This window comes from Actinomadura latina NBRC 106108 (genome assembly GCF_001552195.1).
In the GTDB taxonomy this organism is placed as follows: Bacteria; Actinomycetota; Actinomycetes; order Streptosporangiales; family Streptosporangiaceae; genus Spirillospora; species Spirillospora latina.
In genome coordinates, this window is the sequence record NZ_BCQS01000005.1 from 296793 (window position 1) to 313668 (window position 16876).

The following is a 16876-nucleotide window of genomic DNA, read 5'->3' on the forward strand; positions in this document are numbered from 1 at the left end:
GCCCGGATCGAGTCCTGCGGATTCGACCGCTTTTTCCAATCAGCTTGACCTGGGGCCGTACCCGTTTTACCGTCACTGTCCGTAACCATCCCTGGAGACGGACTCCTGAGGCCCCCTGGCTTCGCGAATCTGTCTCCCCCCGGTGACAAGCCGGGGTCCGACGACGACGAAAGTGAGCCTGGGGGCCGCAGAATGCCGTCTGAATACGCTAAGGCTCTCGGCGCGCGCCTGCGCGCCATCCGCACCCAGCAGGGCCTGTCCCTGCACGGGGTGGAGGAGAAGTCACGCGGCCGCTGGAAGGCCGTCGTCGTGGGTTCGTACGAGCGGGGCGACCGCGCCGTCACCGTTCAGAAGCTGGCCGAGCTCGCCGATTTCTACGGCGTGCCGGTATCCGAGTTGCTGCCCGGCGGAGCCGCGCCGAGCCCGCTCGGGCCTACACCCAAGCTCGTGATCGATCTAGAGCGGTTGCAGCAGCTTCCGAAAGACAAGGCCGGTCCTCTCGCCCGCTACGCCGCGACGATCCAGAGCCAGCGGGGCGACTACAACGGAAAGGTCCTGTCCATCCGCCAGGAAGACCTGCGTTCACTCGCGGTCATCTACGACAAGTCTCCGACCGAGCTGACCGAAGAACTGATCGGCTGGGGAGTCCTGGACCCGGAGGCGCGCCGCGCCGTCGAGTCCTTCTGATACACAGCACCACCTGATACACAGCACCACCTGACACACGCACCACCTGACGCACGGCACCACCTGCGTCACCGAACGACCGGGACGGGGTCCGGCACCGCGCCGGGCCCCGTTCCGCGTCCGCGCGCCCGGCGGCGGGGGGCGAGGAGGGCCAGCGGGAGGACGGCGGCCATCGCGGCGGCGCTCATGGCGAAGCCGGTCGTGTAGCCGCTCTCGCCGGGGACCACCACGATGACGACCGCGCTGACCTGCGTCCCGAGGGACGCGCCGACCGTGCGGATGAGGGTGTTGACGCCGGTCGCCACACCGGTCTCGCCCGCGGGGACGGCGGCGACGACGAGGTTCGCGACGGCCGCGTAGGCGAAGCCGAGGCCGATGCCCCTGGCCAGGCCGCCGACGTAGAGCTGCCACATGGCGGCGTGCTGGAACACCACGAACGCGTAGCCGAGGCCGGTCATCAGCGCGCCGCCGAACAGCACCATGCGCGAGCCGATCCGCCGGTCGAGCAGGCCCGCGGTCATGCCCGCGGCGGTCATGCCGATGCTCGCGGGGAACTGGAGGAGGGCAGCCTGGGTGGCCGTCCCGCCGAAGCCGTACCCGGTGTCCTCGGGGAGCTGGACGAGCAGCGGGAACAGCAGGCCGCCCGCCATGAGCGCGTAGCCGGAGAGCAGGGACGCGGCGTTCGCCGTCCAGACACCGCGCACGCGCATCAGGCGCAGGTCGACCAGGGGCTCGGAGACGCGGCCCTCGACCAGCAGCCAGGCGCAGGCGGTCACGGCCGACAGGGCCAGCAGGCCGAGGACGCCGGGGGACGTCCAGCCCCAGTCCATGGCCTCGGTCAGCGCGGTGAGCGCGGCCACCAGCCAGGCGGCGAAAAGGACGGCGCCCCACCAGTCCACCTTGGCCGCCTCCCTGGGGGGCGGCCGCGGGACGATCCACCAGGCGAGGGCGGCGCCGGGCACCAGCCCGAGCACCGGCACCCAGAGCAGCCACCGCCAGCCGAGCAGGTCGATGATCGGCCCCGCCAGGCACCAGGAGACCGCGCCGCCGAGCCCGAGCATGGACGACATGAGGCCGACCGCGGACGCCGTCCGGGCGGGCGGGACGACGTCCCGGATGATCGTGTACGCGAGCGGGAAGACGCCGCCGCCGATGCCGCTGAGGACCCGTCCCACCAGCATGACCGGGACGGACGGGGCGAGGGCGGCGACGACCATGCCCGCGGTCGCGATCACGAGCACGGTGAGCAGGACGCGCCGCGGCCCGTGCAGGTCGCCCAGCCGCCCGACCACCGGGGTGGCGACCGCGGCGGACAGCGTCATCGCGGTGAGCGCCCACGCGGCGCCCGCCGGCGTGGTGTCCAGGCCGTCCTGGATCTGCGGGAGCGCGGGCGTCACCACGGCCATGGACAGCGAGTAGGCCATCACGCCGAGGAACGCGAGCAGCGGAACCAGCCCGCGCCCGCCCCGCGCCGCCACCGCGTCCTCCCATACTTCGCCGCCCTAACAATCTCATATCAGGACAAAGCACCGCCGATGGCCATGGCGGCCGTCGTCCCGCGCCTACCCGCCGGGTGCTCCGGCCGCTCGCGTGACCACGCCGCCGGCAGGGGTCAGGGGCCCGCGATGGCGCCGGTCCGCCGCAGTTCCGCGATGCGGTCAGGGGTCAGGTTCAGGATCTGCCGCATGACCTCGGTCGTGTGTTCGCCGAGGGTGGGGGCGAGGGCGGGAGCCGGGGAGGCGCCGCCGAGCCGCAGCGGGGAGCCGGGGGCCAGGTGGGGGCCGACGCCGGGCTGGTCGAGTCGGCCCATGAGGGGCTCGTCGTGCAGCGCGGCCGCCACTTCGGTGAAGTCGCGGTAGCGGGAGCGCAGGACGGACGTGCCCTTCAGGCCGTCCTCGACCTGGTCGCAGGTGCGGGACGCGAACCAGGGGGCGAGGACGCCGCCGAGCGCCTCCCGGTAGGTGAAGCGGTCGCCGGCGCGGCGGAAGTCGGCGCCGAGGGCGCGTTCGAGGGCGGTGCTCACCTCGCCGAGCCCGGTGGCCTCCACGAGGTCGCGCCAGTGGCGGGCGGTGAGCACGGCGACCATGACGCGGCCGTCGGCGGTGGCGAAGTCGCGCCCGAAGTCGCCGAACAGGTGGTTGCCCAGGCGCGGCCTGGACTGGCCCAGCTGCGCCTCTGCGAGGTATCCCAGGTTTCCCGCGGTGGCCAGGGCGACGTCTTGCAGAGCTATCCGGACGCTCTGTCCCTCGCCCGTGCGCAGACGGTGCCGCTCGGCCGCCAGGAGGCCGATGGCCATGTAGAGGCCGCACGCCACGTCCCAGGCGGGCAGCGCATGATTCACCGGCTCGTCCCGGCCGGGCGGGCCCGTGATCGCGGGGAAGCCCATCGCGGCGTTCACCGTGTAGTCGACGGCGTTGCCCCCGTCGCGGGTGCCCTGGAGCTGGACGTGGATCAGATCGGGCCTCGCCGCCTTCAGCTCGTCGTAGGCGAGTCCCGGGCGCGGGGACGCGTTGGTCAGGACGACGCCGCTCTCCGCGACGAGGCCGGCGACGACCTCGCGGCCCTCTGGCGAGCGCAGGTCGACGGTGACGGACCGCTTGCCCTTGTTCAGCCCCGCCCAGTACAGGCTCCGGCCGGACGGGGCGAGCGGCCACCGGTCGATGTCGGGGCCGCCGCCCACCTGGTCGACCCGGACGACGTCCGCGCCGAGTTGCGCGAGGGTCATCCCGCCCAGCGGCGTCGCGACGAAGCTGGACAGCTCGATCACGCGCATCCCGTCCAGCGGCAGCGTTCCCGTCATGCAGCGATGTCTATCAGGCCCCTCCTCCGCGTTCGCGGGGGGATCGCGCCGGCGGGGCCGGCTCGGGGGGTTGCGGCCGCCGCCGGCGCGATCGTCGGGGACGCCGGGGCCGGGCCGCCGCCCTGTGCCAGGCCCATGGTGAGGGCGGGCGGAACGGCCCGGCTCCGGCGGAGGCCGGCCCCGGGGAGGTGGGACGGGCCTCCGGACATGGCTAGCTGGCCTCCGGGACGGGCAGGGTGGGCTGCCCGTCGATGCCGAGGGTGTCCTCGACGAGGGTGACGAAGACCTCCGCGTCGTGCACGAGCTCCTCCGCCTCGCGCGGGGTGACGGCGCGCGGGAGGCCCGCCTCGGCGGCGGCGCGCTTGTCGGCGCCGGCGGCGAAGAACGCGGCCCACTCGCGCAGTGCGGGCTCGGCCTCGGGCAGCAGCACCCACACGCTGCGCGGACGCCCGCGCCGGTGGGTCTCCAGCGGCTCCTTGGACGCCAGCACCGCGGCGGCGGCGCGCAGCGCGGCCAGGTGGGCGCAGACGTAGCGGACGGCGGGCGAGGAGGCCTCGGCCGCCTCGGCGAGGCCCATGCGGGCGGCGTGCAGCTGGCCGACGGCCGTGTGCGCCGGACGCGGCGCGGGCAGCGGACGGTGGCGTGGGCTCGGCGGCGGGACGGGCTGTGCTGCGGAGTGGACTCCGCGTGCGGTCATCGCTGCGGACATGTGTGCCTCCTTCCGGGCTCGGGCCGACCGGGCGGAGAGCTTCCCCTCACTCCGCCCGGCCGTCCGTCCCGCCGAAACACCGCGATCGGCGGGGACGTCGCCCTGGCGCGGGCCGCGAGTCCCGCACCAGCCTCGAACATAAGTTCGACGCATTCACAGTAAACCGCCCTGACGGCGATTCGTCAACGTGTTCGAAGGTGTGTCGTTCCCCGCAGGTCAGCGGGCATGCCGACAGTAGAGCAGCGGCGTACGACAGTTCGCCGGGCGGCGTCGGCGAAGCCTTACCGGGGCCGCCTGACGTGCACGGGGACGTCCGTCTCGAGGAGGCCCGGGAAGTACTCGGCGATGTGCATCGGCATCCGGACGCAGCCGTGTGACGCTGGATACTTCGGCACGTCCAGCGCGCCGTGGAAGGCGATGCCGCCGTTGAAGTAGACGGGGTTGTAGAGCCGGCCGAGGGGCGAGGTCTCCCAGCCGGCGAAGCGGCGTCCCGTCCGGAAGTCGCCCGTGCCCGTGGTGGCGTAGCGGCACCGGGCGACGGTGGCGCCGCGGTCCTTGGCGCAGTAGTACTCCCCCGAGCCGGACGAGATGTGCGAGATGAGGCGGGGCTTGCCGTCCCTGTAGAGGACGAGGTACTGCCGCTTCAGGTCGACGTCGACGCGGTTCCTCTCGCGCTTCTTGGCCATCGGACGCGGTTCCCTGGGCGCCTCCAGGGCCTCCCAGAAGGACTTGCCCAGGGTGCTCGTCTGCTTCATGCGGTTGACCGCCTGGAACGCCCACACGGCCGTCTGCGTGGACGGCCCGTACTTCCCGTCCGCCTTGCCCGGGTCGTAGTTCAGTTCCTTGAGGCGGTGCTGGAGCTCCGTGACGTCGTCGCCCTTCGCGCCCGGCTTCAGCCTGCGCCGCACGGGTGCCGGCGTAGGCGTCGGAGGCGGCGTCGCCGGCGCCGTCCTGGCCGGTGTGCCCTCCTGCGCGCGCGGAGCCGCCTGCTCCGACCCGTCGCAACCAGCAAGGGCGACGGCCGCGATCAGCAGCACCGCGCTTTTCCGCACGTCGATCGGTATCCCGCGCATGGAGGAAGCTTAAAGTGCTTCCCATGCATCCGAATGCCGAAATCGTCGCGAAGGCCCTGCGGGACCAGGGCGCGACCGGGACCGTCGTCGAGCTTCCCGACTCCGCGCGGACGGCGCAGGCCGCGGCGGACCAGCTGGGCTGCGAGGTCGGCGCGATCGCCAACAGCCTGCTGTTCGACGCCGACGGGGCCCCGCTGCTGGTGATGACCAGCGGCGCGCACCGCGTGGATACGGCCAAGGTCGCGGCCCTGGTGGGCGCGGCGAAGGTGCGCCGGGCGACGCCGGAGTTCGTCCGGGAGGCGACCGGGCAGCCGATCGGGGGCGTGGCGCCGGTCGGCCATCCGGCGCCGATCCGTACGCTCGTGGACGTCTGGCTGAACGGGTACGGCGAGGTCTGGGCGGCCGGCGGGCACCCGCACACCGTCTTCGCGACGTCGTACGAGGAACTGCTGAGGATCACCGGGGGAACCCCCGCGGAGGTGGAGTGATGGAGATCTGGCACAACCCGCGCTGCTCGAAGAGCCGCGCCGCGAAGGCCGCGCTGGACGAGGCCGGCGTCGAGTACACCGAACGCCGCTACCTGGACGAGCCGCCCACCGCGGACGAGCTGGACGAGGTGCTCAAGCGCGTCGGCGCCGAGCCGTGGGACGTGGCGCGGCTGAACGAGCCGGTCGCCAAGGAGCTCGGGCTCAAGGACATGGAGCGCGACCGGGCGCGGTGGATCGAGGTCATGGTGGCGAACCCGGTGCTGATCCAGCGTCCGATCGTGGTGACCGGCGGCGGCGCGGTCGTGGCCCGTGATGAGGAATCGGTGCGCAAGGCCCTCGACAGCCAGTGACAGCGGTGTGATTCTGGGGAGTCGGGGCACGTCTGCGATCGGTGACCTCCGGAGGTGCGATGACAGCCCAGATGCGCACGGGCCCGGCGGCGCGCGACCCGGAGTTCCGGGGGATCGACCCGCCCGCGCTCGATCAGGTCATCAGGCAGCTGCAGGACGCGCAGAACGCGATCCAGGGCTGGCTCAACGCGCATCGTCCGCCGCCGGGGGTGTCCGCGGCCGGCTACCGGCAGGCCGACCAGGTGGCGCAGTGGGCCGCCGACCAGCTCGGGATGCTCTCGCGGCGCTACAACTACGCGATCACCCATCCCTCCCCCGGCGGCGGGGTCGGCGCCCCGCCGCCGCCCGCGCCCGCCCCGGCGCCGGGCAGGCCCCGCAGGGCCCCCGCCGGAACGCCCCGGCCCGTCGAGCCGCCGCCGCGCAAGACCGCGCCCAAGCCGACTCCGAGGGGCGCCGGGGACATCGGCAACTTCCCCGATCGGCGGGCCGCCGCCAAAGCCGCCAAGACCGATGCCCTGGCCGTGGTGGCGGCCGTCCAGGACGGCAGGCCCGTCCCCGACTCGGTCTGGAAGCACCTCAAGGCCAACGCCGATGACCCCGACTACACCGAGAAGCTGTACGAGCGGCTCGGGCCCGCCGCGACCGCCGACCTGCTGAAGGCGGCCGACGAGGACGGGGCGAAGGTGAAGGCCGTCCAGGAATCGCTCGGGATCGCCGGTCACCACCTGACGATGGACGTGAAGTGGCTGCGCGCCTTCCTGGCCGAGGCCGACCGCGCGGGCGTCCGGCCCATCGCCGTCCAGGTGCTCCTGGGGGCGGACATGAGCGAGCGGACGCGCGCGGCCATCGCCGAGCTCGGTCTGCACCAACCGGAAGCGACCAACGTCGCCTGAGAGCTCGAGAGGTCGCCATGGCCGCTCCCCCGCCTCCCGGGAGCCTGCCCGTGCCGCTCACCGGCGCGGCCGCCGCCAAGCTGTCCCCCACCGAGCGGCCCAACCCCGAGTACCAGCGCCTGTACCAGGCGTACGCGGACGCCTACGGCGGCATCGACCGGCTCCGGCAGGCCCTCGACGCGCCGGTGAAGACCCTGCGCGGGACGGACGCGTGGCTGGGCCCGGAGGCGCGCACGTGGGGCGGGCGGCTCGACGCCGAGCGCGGGGCGCTGAAGAAGGCCGCCGACCGCATCCTCTGGGACATCTACGATCGGCTCTCCGCGACGCAGCGGACCGTCCCCCGGGTCTAGGCTCTGTCCGGTGAGGGACCCGAAGCTGCGCGAGATCGACGAACGCGCCTTCCTACGCAGGCTCAACCCGATGCTGGACGTGTACGCGTCGGCGATGGAGCCGCCGGACGAGCAGCTCCCCGGCCGGCACACGATCATGGAGCGGCACGCCTCGTACCCGGGGTTCCGCGCGTTCGTGGTCGAGCGGCGGGGGGCGCTGCCCGTCCTGACCGGGCCCGTCCAGGGCTTCGCGTACGGGTTCCACGGGACGCGCGGCCAGTGGTGGCACGACGTCGTCCACCAGGCGCTGTCGGACCTGGAGGGGCCCGAGCACGCCGAGGCGTGGCTGGACGACGCGTTCGAGGTCGCCGAGCTGCACGTCCATCCGCAGGCCCAGGGCAAGGGCCTCGGCCGGAGCCTGCTCAACGCGCTGTGCGAGGGCAGGCAGGAGCGGACGGTCGTCCTGTCGACGCTCGACCGGGCGCCGGACACCCCGGCCCGCAATCTCTACCGATCGGTCGGCATGGTGGACCTGCTGCCCCACTTCGAGTTCCCGGGCGGCGGGCCGCGCTACGCGGTCATGGGCGGGACGCTGCCCCTGGCGCCGTACTCGCCGGCGCCGAGGAGCGAGTAGACCTCGCGCGTCGCCGTCGACTTGTTGAACGTGATGAAGTGGATGCCGGGCGCGTCCTGGTCGAGCAGTTCGCGGCACAGTTCGGCGGCGTGCTCGACGCCGAGCCGCCGCACCGCCTCGGGGTCGTCCGCGACGGCGTCGAACCGGGCCCTGATCTCGGGCGGGAACGGCGCGCCGGACAGCTGCTCGGACCGCTCGATCGTGCTCAGCCGGGTCACCGGCATGATGCCCGGCAGGATCGGCACGTCGCAGCCGGCGGCGGCGACGCGGTCGCGGAGCCGGAAGTAGTCCTCGGCGCGGAAGAACATCTGGGTGATCGCGTAGTCGGCCCCGGCCCGGCACTTCTCGATGAAGTACCGGACGTCGCTGTCGACGTCGGGCGAGCGCGGGTGCTTGTAGGGGAACGCGGCCACGCCGACGCAGAAGTCGCCGTAGGAGCGGATCATCCGGACCAGCTCGGCGGCGTACTCGACGCCGTCGGGGTGCTTGACCCACTCGCCCATCGGGTCGCCGGGCGGGTCGCCGCGCAGCGCGAGGACGTTGCGGACGCCGGCCGCCGCGAACCGGCCGATCAGGTTGCGCAGCTCGGCCTGCGAGTGGTTCACGGCGGTGAAGTGCGCGACCGGGGTGAGCGTGGTGTCGGTCGCGATGCGCTCGACGATGTCGACGGTCGTGTCGCGGGTACCGCCGCCCGCGCCGTAGGTCACCGACACGAACGTCGGGTGCAGGGACTCCAGCTCGCGGATCGTACGCCACAGGTTCCGCGCGCCCTTGTCGGTCTTGGGCGGGAAGAACTCGAACGAGAAGGACCTGCCTCCCGAGGCCAGCAGCTCTCGGACGGTCGGGGCCCGGTCGGGGCGTGCGCGTCGCATTCCCCAAGCCTACAGAAGGCCCGCGGAGCCTACGGAAGGCCCGCGGAGCCCGCCGGAGGCCCGCGGCGGGGCCCGAAGCCGCCGTTGTGCGTGATGCTCACCACACCTCACGGGCGTTATGTCTCTGTTCCCGGTGATCCAGTGACTTCTCACGTTCCGCGGGCAAGGTTGAATCGCCCCAGGTGGATACGATCTCGGCATGTCGACCAGCCGTATTCGCAAGGAGGTCGACGAAGCCCTCCTCGGCTTCGTCGACCGGCAGCGTCCCGCGCTGCTGGCCATCAGCGACGACCTCGGGCCGCTGCTGTCCGCGCTCGACGCCCTGCTGAGCGGCGGCAAGCGGCTGCGGCCGGCGTTCTGCTACTGGGGGTGGCGCGCCGCGGGCGGCGAGGACGGCCCCGGCATCGTGGCCGCCGCCGCGTCCCTGGAGCTGCTCCAGGCGAGCGCGCTGATCCATGACGACGTGATGGACTCCAGCGACACCCGCCGCGGCCAGCCGTCCGCCCACCGCCGGTTCGAGGCGCTGCACCGCGCGCAGGCGTGGCCGGGCGACGCGGAGGCGTTCGGCGGCGGCGCCGCCATCCTGCTCGGCGACCTGTGCCTGGCCTGGTCGAGCGAGATGTTCGAGACGTGCGGGCTGGACACCGAGCGCCGCCGGCGCGGCCGGGCCGTCTACGACCTGATGCGCACCGAGGTCATGTGCGGCCAGTACCTCGACATGCTGGAGGGCACCCGCGGGCGGGCGACCGTCGCGACGGCGCTGCGCGTGGTCGAGTACAAGAGCGCCAAGTACACGATCGAGCGCCCGCTGCACCTCGGCGCCGCGCTGGCCGGCGCCCGCCCGGACGTGACCGCGGCGCTCACCGGCTACGGGCTCCCGCTCGGCATCGCCTTCCAGCTCCGCGACGACGTGCTCGGCGTGTTCGGCGACCCGGCCGCTACCGGCAAGCCGGCCGGCGACGACCTCCGCGAGGGCAAGCGGACCGTGCTGATCGCGCTGACCCTGGAACGCGCCTCCGCCGCGCAGGCCGACGCGGTGCGGCGCCGTCTCGGCGACCCGGCCCTCGACCGGCCCGGCGTGGACGAGCTGCGCACGATCATCGAGGAGACCGGCGGCCTCGCCGCCTGCGAGGCCCTGATCGAGCGCTACCAGCGCGAGGCGGAGCGGATCCTGGACGCCGCCGCCATCGACGCCGGGTCCAGGCAGGCCCTCGCGGCGCTGGCCGTCGCCGCCACCACCCGCAGCACATGAGTACCGAATGACACGATCCGGCCAAGTTTTCCCGGTGCACTAGAACTTTCCCACTGATTGGTGGCAGAAAGGTCGCCATGTGCGCCGACACCCCGGGGAACCGCGTCCCGCGCTTCGACCCGCTGCCCGAGGACCAGTGGGACGACGTGCTCAAGGCGGTGGCCGCCACGACGGGGCCGCTGAACATCTTCACCACGCTCGCCCGCCATCCCGAGCTCTTCCGTTCGTGGATCGGCTTCGGCTCCATGCTGCTGATGCACGGCACGCTGGGCGCCCGGGACCGCGAGCTGGCGATCATGCGGACGGCGCACCACCGGTCCTGCGCCTACGAGTGGGACCACCACCGCGGGCTCGCGCTCGACGCCGGGCTCACCGAGCCCGAGATCGCGGCGCTCAAGCTCGACCTCGACGGCCACGGCTGGAGCGATGACGACCACATGGTCCTCACGGCCGCGGACGAGCTGCACGCGCGCGGCACGGTCACCGACGCGACGTGGACGGAGCTCGCCACCCGGTTCGGGGAGCGCGAGCTGATCGAGCTGGTCATGCTGATCGGCCACTACCACATGGTCGCCTTCACCCTGAACGCCCTGCGTGTCCAGAACGAGCAGGGAGCCCGGAACGAGGAGGGGCACTGATGCGAGCGGGACGGTGGCTCCCGGCGGCGGGGGCGCTCGCGGCCGTGCTGGCGCTGACGGCGGTTCCGGCGCCCGGGCAGGCGCGGGCCGCGGCGGGACGCTGCGGCGACCCGGCGCAGCGGCCCTGGTGCGACACGTCGCTGACGCCCGACGCGCGGACGGCGCTGCTGCTGCCGGAGCTGACCGGCGACGAGAAGATCGCGCTGCTGGCGTCCGACGACCCGTTCGGCGGCCCGCTCGGCGGGTTCTTCGAGGACGCGCACGCCGACACCAACCACGGCATCGAGCGGCTCGGCATCCCGCCCGTCTACATGTCCGACGGCCCGGCCGGCGTCCGGCAGGGCAAGGCGACCGCGCTGCCCGCGCCGATCGCGCTCGCGGCGGGGTTCGACCCGGCCGCCGCCGGGCTGTACGGCGGGACGGTCGCGTGGGAGGCGAGGCACCGCGGCAACGACCTGGTCTTCGGCCCGACCGTGGACGTCCTGCGCACGCCCCGCAACGGCCGGACGTTCGAGGGCTTCGGCGAGGACCCGTACCTGTCGGCGACGCTCGGCGTCCCGTGGATCAAGGGCGCGCAGGCGCAGGGCGTGATGACGTCGGTCAAGCACATGGCCGTCTACACGCAGGAGCAGGACCGGCTGTCGCTGGCCATGAAGGTGGACCCGCGCACCCTCCGGGAGATCTACCTGCCGCCGTTCGAGGCCGCGGTGAAGGAGGCCGGGGCGGCCACCGTCATGTGCGGGTTCGGCAAGCTGAACGGCCGGTGGGCGTGCCAGGACGACGCCGTCCTCAACAAGATCCTGCGATCGGAGTGGGGCTTCAAGGGGTTCGTGCCGTCCGACCACACCGCCGTGCAGGACACCGTGGCGGCCGCCAACGGCGGGCTCGACATGGAGCTGCCGCTCGGCATGAAGTACAACGCGTTCCTGCTGAAGATGGCCGTCGCGCAGCAGAAGGTCACGCAGGCGACCGTGGACGGGCACGTCCGCAACATCCTGCGGACGATGTTCGCGTTCGGGGTGTTCGACCGGCAGGCGTACCCGAACGACCTGTCCCGCATCGACCGGGCGGCGAGCCAGACCGCCGCGCGGCGGATCGAGGAGGCGGGGATCACGCTGCTGAAGAACGACGGCGCCCTGCCGCTGAAGGCGCCGAAGTCCATCGCGCTGATCGGGCGGGCCGCGCAGGAGAGCCCGAGCGGGTTCGGCTCGGCGAAGGTCGTGCCGTTCACGGCCGTCAGCGCGCAGGACGGCATCGCCCGCCGCGCCGGGGCCGGGACCGCGATCTCCTACACCAACGGCGACGACCGCGGCGCCGCGGCGAACGCGGCCCGGAACGCCGACGTCGCGATCGTGTTCGCCACCGACAGCCAGGGCGAGTTCTTCGACAAGTCGTGCCTGACGCTCCAGTGCGGCGAGCCGCTCCGGGGCGACCAGGACGGGCTGATCTCCGAGGTCGCCAAGGCCAACCCCAACACGATCGTCGTGCTGAACACGGGCGGCCCCGTGCTGACGCCCTGGGCCGGCCGGGTGAAGGGCATCGTCGAGGCCTGGTATCCGGGTCAGGAGGCCGGGAGCGCCCTGGCGCGCGTCCTGTACGGGGACGTGGACCCCGGTGGACGGCTGCCGGTGACGTTCCCCGTGGCCGAGAACGACGCGCCGGCGTCCGGGAACGCCGCGCAGTACCCCGGCGTCGACAAGACCATCACCCTTTCCGAGGGCGTCATGGTCGGCTACCGGCACTATGACGCGAAGGGCATCGCGCCGCAGTTCCCGTTCGGGCACGGCCTGTCCTACACGACGTTCTCCTACAGCGGCCTCAAGGCGAGCACCAAGGCGGTCCAGGTGACCGTCACCAACACGGGCCAGCGCGCCGGAGTCGCCGTCCCGCAGCTCTACATCGGCATGCCGTCGCCGGGTGTGGACGTGCCGCAGCCGCCCAAGCAGCTCAAGGGCTACACCAAGGTCACGCTCGCGCCGGGCCAGAGCACGACGGTGACGTTCCCGCTTTCCTCGCGGTCTTTCGCCTACTGGAACGAGGAGGCGAAGGCGTGGAAGGTCGCGGACGGCTGCTACAAGGTCATGGTCGGCGCCTCGTCCCGAAAGATCGCTCAAACGGGGACATTGGGGACATGCCAGTAAAAACAAAGATCTCGGTTCCCCTGCCGTGCTCAGCCGTGACGCGGTACAAATAAGGAAAATCTTCGTCCGTCCCCGCCGAGTCGGAGTTCTCCTGTGCCGCACGACACCTCCCGCGGGAGGACGAACCCCCATTCCCCGCGCCCTGCCGGCGCCCGATCCGGGCGTCCCGCGCACCCCGGGCACTCCGGCCGCGCCGGCAAGCCCCGGTCCGGGCAGGGCCGCCAGAACGGCGCGCCCCGCTCCGCGCACGGCCGCGACCGGCGGCACGACGCGCCGCTCGGCCCCGACGACCCGCGCGGCCTCGGCGGCTACACGCTGCTCGGCCGGCTCGGCGAGGGCGGCCAGGGCGTCGTCTACCTCGGCCGGGACGGCGACGGCGAGCTCGTCACGGTGAAGCTGCTGCGCGGCGGCGCGACGGCCGGGCAGCGGGCGCGCAGCCGCTTCGTCAAGGAGGCGGACGCGGCCCTCCAGGTGGCCGGGCGGCACACCGCGCGCGTCCTGGACGCCGACATGACCGGCGACCGCCCCTACATCGTCAGCGAGTTCGTCGAGGGCCCGTCGCTGCAGGACGTCGTCACCGACCGCGGGCCGCTGCCCGCCCCGCAGCTGCGCAAGGTCGCGCTGCGGACGGCGGGGGCGCTCGCCGCGATCCACCGCGCCGGGATCGTGCACCGCGACTTCAAGCCCGGCAACGTGCTGCTCGGCCCGGACGGCGCCAAGGTCATCGACTTCGGCATCGCCCGCACCGCCGACGCGACCCCGCTGACCACCGGCCCGATCGGCACGCCGGCCTACATGGCGCCCGAGCAGATCGAGGACGAGCCGGTCGGGCCGCCCGCCGACGTCTTCGCCTGGGGCGCCGCGGTGGTGTTCGCCGCGACCGGGCGCCCGCCGTTCGGCACCGGGCCGAGCGCCGCCGTCATGCGGCGCGTCACCTCCCGGCGGCCCGACCTCGGCGACATGCAGGGCCCGCTGCGCGACCTCGCGGCCCGCTGCCTGGACAAGAACCCGGCCGCGCGGCCGACCGCGCCCCAGCTCGTCCGGGCGCTGCGGGAGGGCCAGGGGCCCGCGCCGAAGCCGCGCCCGACCCGGATCCCGCGCTACCGGTGGCGGATGATGGTCGCGCTCGGCGCCGTCGTCGCCGCCGGGTTCGCGCTCGGCATGTTGTTCTGACGGCGCATGCTGTTCTGACGGCGCATGCCGTTCTGACGGCCCGTCCTACCAGTGCGGCGGGCGGTCCTCCAGCAGGCGCGCGTCGTTGCCGTCGTCGCGCCGCCACTCGCCCCAGCCCGTGTCGGTGTCGTCGGACGTCTGGTCGGGCAGGATCTCCAGATCGTCGTCGAGGTCGACGGTCCGGTCGTCTTCGGGTCCCACGCTCATGATCCCCATTCTGGGTGATCGTCCGTGTGGTCCGCACCGTGATCCTGGTCAAACCACCGCAAGGTCAGCTTCGGCAAGGCCAGTCCAGGCAGGGTCAGCTCGCCAGCCGGCGCGCGAACTCGGCCGCCGCGGCGCCGGGGTCGTCCGCCTCGGTGATCGCGCGCACCACCACGACGCGGCTCGCGCCCCTGTCCAGCACCTCGCCGAGGTTCCCCAGGTCGATGCCGCCGATCGCGAACCAGGGACGCGCGACCCCCTGCGCCGCCACGTACTCCAGCAGCTTCGGGCCGGGCGCGGCGCGGCCGGGCTTGGTCGGCGTGGGCCACACCGGGCCCGCGCAGAAGTAGTCGGCGCCGGGTTCTGCCGAAGCCGCCGACGCCTGCTCGTCGGAGTGCGTGGACCGGCCGATCAGCGGGTCGCCGCCGACGATCTCGCGGGCGGCGGGCACCGGCAGGTCGTCCTGGCCGAGGTGCAGCACGTCGGCGCGGACGGCGTGCGCCACGTCGGCCCGGTCGTTGACGGCGAGCAGCGCGCCGTGCCGGTCGCAGGCCGCCCGGAAGATCTCCAGGTAGGTCATCTCGTCCCGGGCCTCCAGCCCCTTCTGGCGGAGCTGGACGATGTCGACGCCGTTGGCGAGGACGGCGTCCAGGAAGTCCGGCAGGTCTCCTTGCCGCTCCCGCGCGTCGGTGCAGAGGTAGAGGCGGGCTCGGCTGAGCCGGGCGCGCAGCGCTACGGCGCGTTCGGAGGGGAGGTGCCTGGACACGGCCGGTGAACGTCCTTTCCTACGGGATCGCGGGGCCGCGCGGCGGAGGTGTCCCGCCGCCCGCGACCCCGCGATCGTGTCACGTGCGTTGTGCTCCGCCGATACCGGGCGGTGCTAGAACGCGAGTGCCTGGGCCCGGCGGCGGACCTCGGTCCCCCGGTTCTCGGTGAGCGCGTCGACCGGTGTTCCCGGCAGCGTGTCGTCGGCGGTGAACAGCCAGCGGATGGTCTCCACGTCGTCGAATCCGGCGTCCGACAGGAGGGTGAGCGTGCCGGGGAGGCCCTTGATGACCTGGCCGTCCTTGATGAAGGCCGCGGGCACCATCGGGTCGCCGCCCCGGCGCACCGCGAGGATCCGGTGCTCGTGGATGAGCTGCTTGATCCGGTTGGGCTTGATCCCGAGGCGGTCCGCGGCCTCGCGGAGGGTGAGCCAGTCGCCGGCGAGGGCGTCGGTCCGGGGGTCGAGTGCGCTGTCAACGGTTGCGTGCATCTGCGTCACGCCCCCTTGCTACCACGCCGCCGGAACGCTCAAACCCCCTGAACAGCGGTTCCCCTCCCGCGCCGATCGCCGTCAGCGAACGGCCTGCCGGACGGGCACGTCCGGGTCGGCGATCGCCTCGGGGTCGACCGGCGTCCCGGCGGCGATCACGCGCCTCGCCTGTACCAGGTCACGGGGCCTGTCGACGGTGAGGATCGCGTCGAGGCGGTCGCCGGTCAGCCACACCGCGGCCCATTTCGGGCCGGACGGGTCGCCGCGGAGGAGGAGCCGCTCGGACGCGGCGTGGCTGCCCGCGTACTGCACCATGCGCCCGAACTGCTCGGACCAGAAGTAGGGGGCGGCGTCGTAGACGGCGTCCTGGCCGAGGAGGGACGCGGCGGCGATCTCGGGGGCGTTCAGGGCGGTGTCCCAGTGCTCGACGAGGAGCCGCCGCCCGTACCGCGCCGACCACCAGGCGGCGCAGTCGCCGACCGCCACGACGTCCGGGCGGCGGGAAGCCGGCTCCTCCTCGCCCTGGTAGGCGCGGAACGAGCCGTCGGTGACCACGCCGCGCTCCACCAGCAGGCCCGAGCCGTCCAGCCAGGACACGTCCGGGCGGACGCCGATGCCGACCACGACCTCGTCGGCCTCGATCCGCCCGCCGCCGGCGAGCGCGAGGCCGCCCTCGTCGACCGCGGCGACCTTCACGCCGGTGCGCAGCCCGACGCCCGCCTCCGCGTACCAGGGGGCGGTCAGCGCGCCCACCTCGGACCCGATCGCGTTCGCCAGCGGGGTGTCGGCCGCCTCCACGACGGTGACGCGGCAGCCCTTCCGCGCGGCGGTGGTCGCGACCTCGGCGCCGATCCAGCCGGCGCCGACGATCACGATGCGGGCGCCCTCGGTCAGCCGGGACCGCAGGTCGCGGGAGTCGTCGACGGTCCGCAGGACGTGCTGGCGGCCGTCGCCCGGCAGCGTGACGGGGGCGGCGCCGGTGGCGATGACCAGCCCGCCGAACGGCAGGTCGCCCGCCGTGGTCGCGAGGACGCCGCCGCGTCCGGGCGCGTCCAGGCGCAGGCCGGTGGCGCGGACGCCGAGCAGCGGTTCGCAGCGCAGCGCGTCCCAGTCGGCGTCGACGGTGGTGTCGTCGGACTCGCCCGCGAGGACGGCCTTGGACAGCGGCGGCCGGTCGTAGGGCCGGTGCCGCTCCGCCGACACGAGCGTCAGCGCGCCCTCGTACCCCTTGCTCCGCAGGGCCTCGACGGCGCGCACGCCGGCCAGCCCGCCACCCACGACGATGACGCTCTCCATGATGAGCAGCCTAATGCGCCGCCATTTTCGGGTGGACACCTGTCCAGATGATGGACGGTCCAGCCGAGGTCGTAAGGTGGGA

At 73.5% G+C, this 16876-nt stretch carries 19 protein-coding genes; 10 read left to right on the plus strand and 9 right to left on the minus strand.

The genetic code is table 11. The features are described from left to right. The first annotated feature begins 192 nt into the window (after nt 1–192). Nucleotides 193–687 carry a transcriptional regulator BldD gene (bldD, locus tag AL2_RS07675; RefSeq protein ID WP_021597992.1) on the plus strand — a complete coding sequence of 165 codons (495 nt, stop codon included), beginning with the start codon at nt 193–195 and terminating at the stop codon, nt 685–687. A 68-nt stretch (nt 688–755) separates the two neighbouring features. On the opposite strand, the gene AL2_RS07680 is transcribed toward bldD, so the two are convergent. From AL2_RS07680 to AL2_RS07695, 4 genes are all read right to left on the minus strand, one after another. Next, on the minus strand, nt 756–2165 hold the full coding sequence (locus AL2_RS07680) for an MFS transporter (RefSeq protein WP_067631368.1): 1410 nt from the start codon (nt 2163–2165) through the stop codon (nt 756–758). 134 nt (nt 2166–2299) lie between these two features. Next, the gene (locus AL2_RS07685; RefSeq protein WP_067631370.1) at nt 2300–3487 is read right to left on the minus strand and encodes a CoA transferase; all 1188 of its coding nucleotides are present in this window, start codon (nt 3485–3487) and stop codon (nt 2300–2302) included. A gap of 211 nt (nt 3488–3698) precedes the next feature. Further along, nucleotides 3699–4196, minus strand: a complete 498-nt coding sequence (locus AL2_RS07690) for an SAV_6107 family HEPN domain-containing protein (protein ID WP_245666429.1) — start codon at nt 4194–4196, stop codon at nt 3699–3701. 281 nt (nt 4197–4477) lie between these two features. Further along, nucleotides 4478–5269: a L,D-transpeptidase family protein gene (locus AL2_RS07695; RefSeq protein ID WP_067631371.1), complete on the minus strand. Its 792-nt coding sequence runs from the start codon at nt 5267–5269 to the stop codon at nt 4478–4480. 23 nt (nt 5270–5292) lie between these two features. Between AL2_RS07695 and AL2_RS07700 the strand changes: the two genes are divergently transcribed. From AL2_RS07700 to AL2_RS07720, 5 genes are read left to right on the plus strand one after another with little or no spacing between them, the layout of a single operon-like run. Next, nucleotides 5293–5757, plus strand: a complete 465-nt coding sequence (locus tag AL2_RS07700) for a YbaK/EbsC family protein (protein WP_067631373.1) — start codon at nt 5293–5295, stop codon at nt 5755–5757. Next, on the plus strand, nt 5757–6107 hold the full coding sequence (locus AL2_RS07705) for an arsenate reductase family protein (protein ID WP_067631375.1): 351 nt from the start codon (nt 5757–5759) through the stop codon (nt 6105–6107). Before AL2_RS07700 ends, AL2_RS07705 begins: the two co-directional genes overlap by 1 nt. Nucleotides 6108–6166: 59 nt before the next feature. Further along, nucleotides 6167–7000, plus strand: coding sequence for a hypothetical protein (locus tag AL2_RS07710; protein ID WP_157438052.1), 834 nt, complete (start codon nt 6167–6169; stop codon nt 6998–7000). Nucleotides 7001–7017: 17 nt separating this feature from the next. Next, on the plus strand, nt 7018–7350 hold the full coding sequence (locus AL2_RS07715; RefSeq protein ID WP_067631379.1) for a hypothetical protein: 333 nt from the start codon (nt 7018–7020) through the stop codon (nt 7348–7350). Between the two features lie 10 nt (nt 7351–7360). Further along, nucleotides 7361–7963 (plus strand): GNAT family N-acetyltransferase, encoded by a 603-nt coding sequence (locus AL2_RS07720; protein ID WP_067631382.1) that lies wholly within the window; start codon nt 7361–7363, stop codon nt 7961–7963. On the opposite strand, the gene metF is transcribed toward AL2_RS07720, so the two are convergent. After that, nucleotides 7900–8835 carry a methylenetetrahydrofolate reductase [NAD(P)H] gene (gene metF / locus AL2_RS07725; protein WP_067631384.1) on the minus strand — a complete coding sequence of 312 codons (936 nt, stop codon included), beginning with the start codon at nt 8833–8835 and terminating at the stop codon, nt 7900–7902. The genes AL2_RS07720 and metF overlap by 64 nt on opposite strands. Before the next feature lie 199 nt (nt 8836–9034). Between metF and AL2_RS07730 the strand changes: the two genes are divergently transcribed. The 4 genes from AL2_RS07730 (at nt 9035) to AL2_RS07745 (ending at nt 14039) form a co-directional block, all read left to right on the plus strand. Continuing rightward, nucleotides 9035–10087: a polyprenyl synthetase family protein gene (locus AL2_RS07730; protein WP_067631386.1), complete on the plus strand. Its 1053-nt coding sequence runs from the start codon at nt 9035–9037 to the stop codon at nt 10085–10087. Nucleotides 10088–10164: 77 nt separating this feature from the next. Then, entirely contained in the window at nt 10165–10725 is a 561-nt protein-coding gene (locus AL2_RS07735) for a carboxymuconolactone decarboxylase family protein (protein WP_067631388.1), read from the plus strand. Next, nucleotides 10725–12866, plus strand: a complete 2142-nt coding sequence (locus AL2_RS07740; RefSeq protein WP_067631389.1) for a beta-glucosidase family protein — start codon at nt 10725–10727, stop codon at nt 12864–12866. Before AL2_RS07735 ends, AL2_RS07740 begins: the two co-directional genes overlap by 1 nt. Nucleotides 12867–12959: 93 nt before the next feature. Further along, nucleotides 12960–14039: a serine/threonine-protein kinase gene (locus AL2_RS07745; protein ID WP_245666430.1), complete on the plus strand. Its 1080-nt coding sequence runs from the start codon at nt 12960–12962 to the stop codon at nt 14037–14039. 45 nt (nt 14040–14084) lie between these two features. Here AL2_RS07745 and AL2_RS38015 read toward each other — a convergent pair whose 3' ends face one another. From AL2_RS38015 to AL2_RS07760, 4 genes are all read right to left on the minus strand, one after another. Further along, nucleotides 14085–14246: a hypothetical protein gene (locus AL2_RS38015; protein ID WP_168444693.1), complete on the minus strand. Its 162-nt coding sequence runs from the start codon at nt 14244–14246 to the stop codon at nt 14085–14087. A 94-nt stretch (nt 14247–14340) separates the two neighbouring features. Next, complete coding sequence (gene thiE / locus AL2_RS07750) at nt 14341–15009, minus strand: thiamine phosphate synthase (RefSeq protein WP_067631391.1); 669 nt, start codon at nt 15007–15009, stop codon at nt 14341–14343. A gap of 114 nt (nt 15010–15123) precedes the next feature. Further along, on the minus strand, nt 15124–15498 hold the full coding sequence (locus AL2_RS07755; protein WP_067632464.1) for an Rv2175c family DNA-binding protein: 375 nt from the start codon (nt 15496–15498) through the stop codon (nt 15124–15126). Nucleotides 15499–15579: 81 nt separating this feature from the next. Next, nucleotides 15580–16794, minus strand: coding sequence for an NAD(P)/FAD-dependent oxidoreductase (locus AL2_RS07760; protein WP_067631393.1), 1215 nt, complete (start codon nt 16792–16794; stop codon nt 15580–15582). Nucleotides 16795–16876 lie beyond the last annotated feature (82 nt).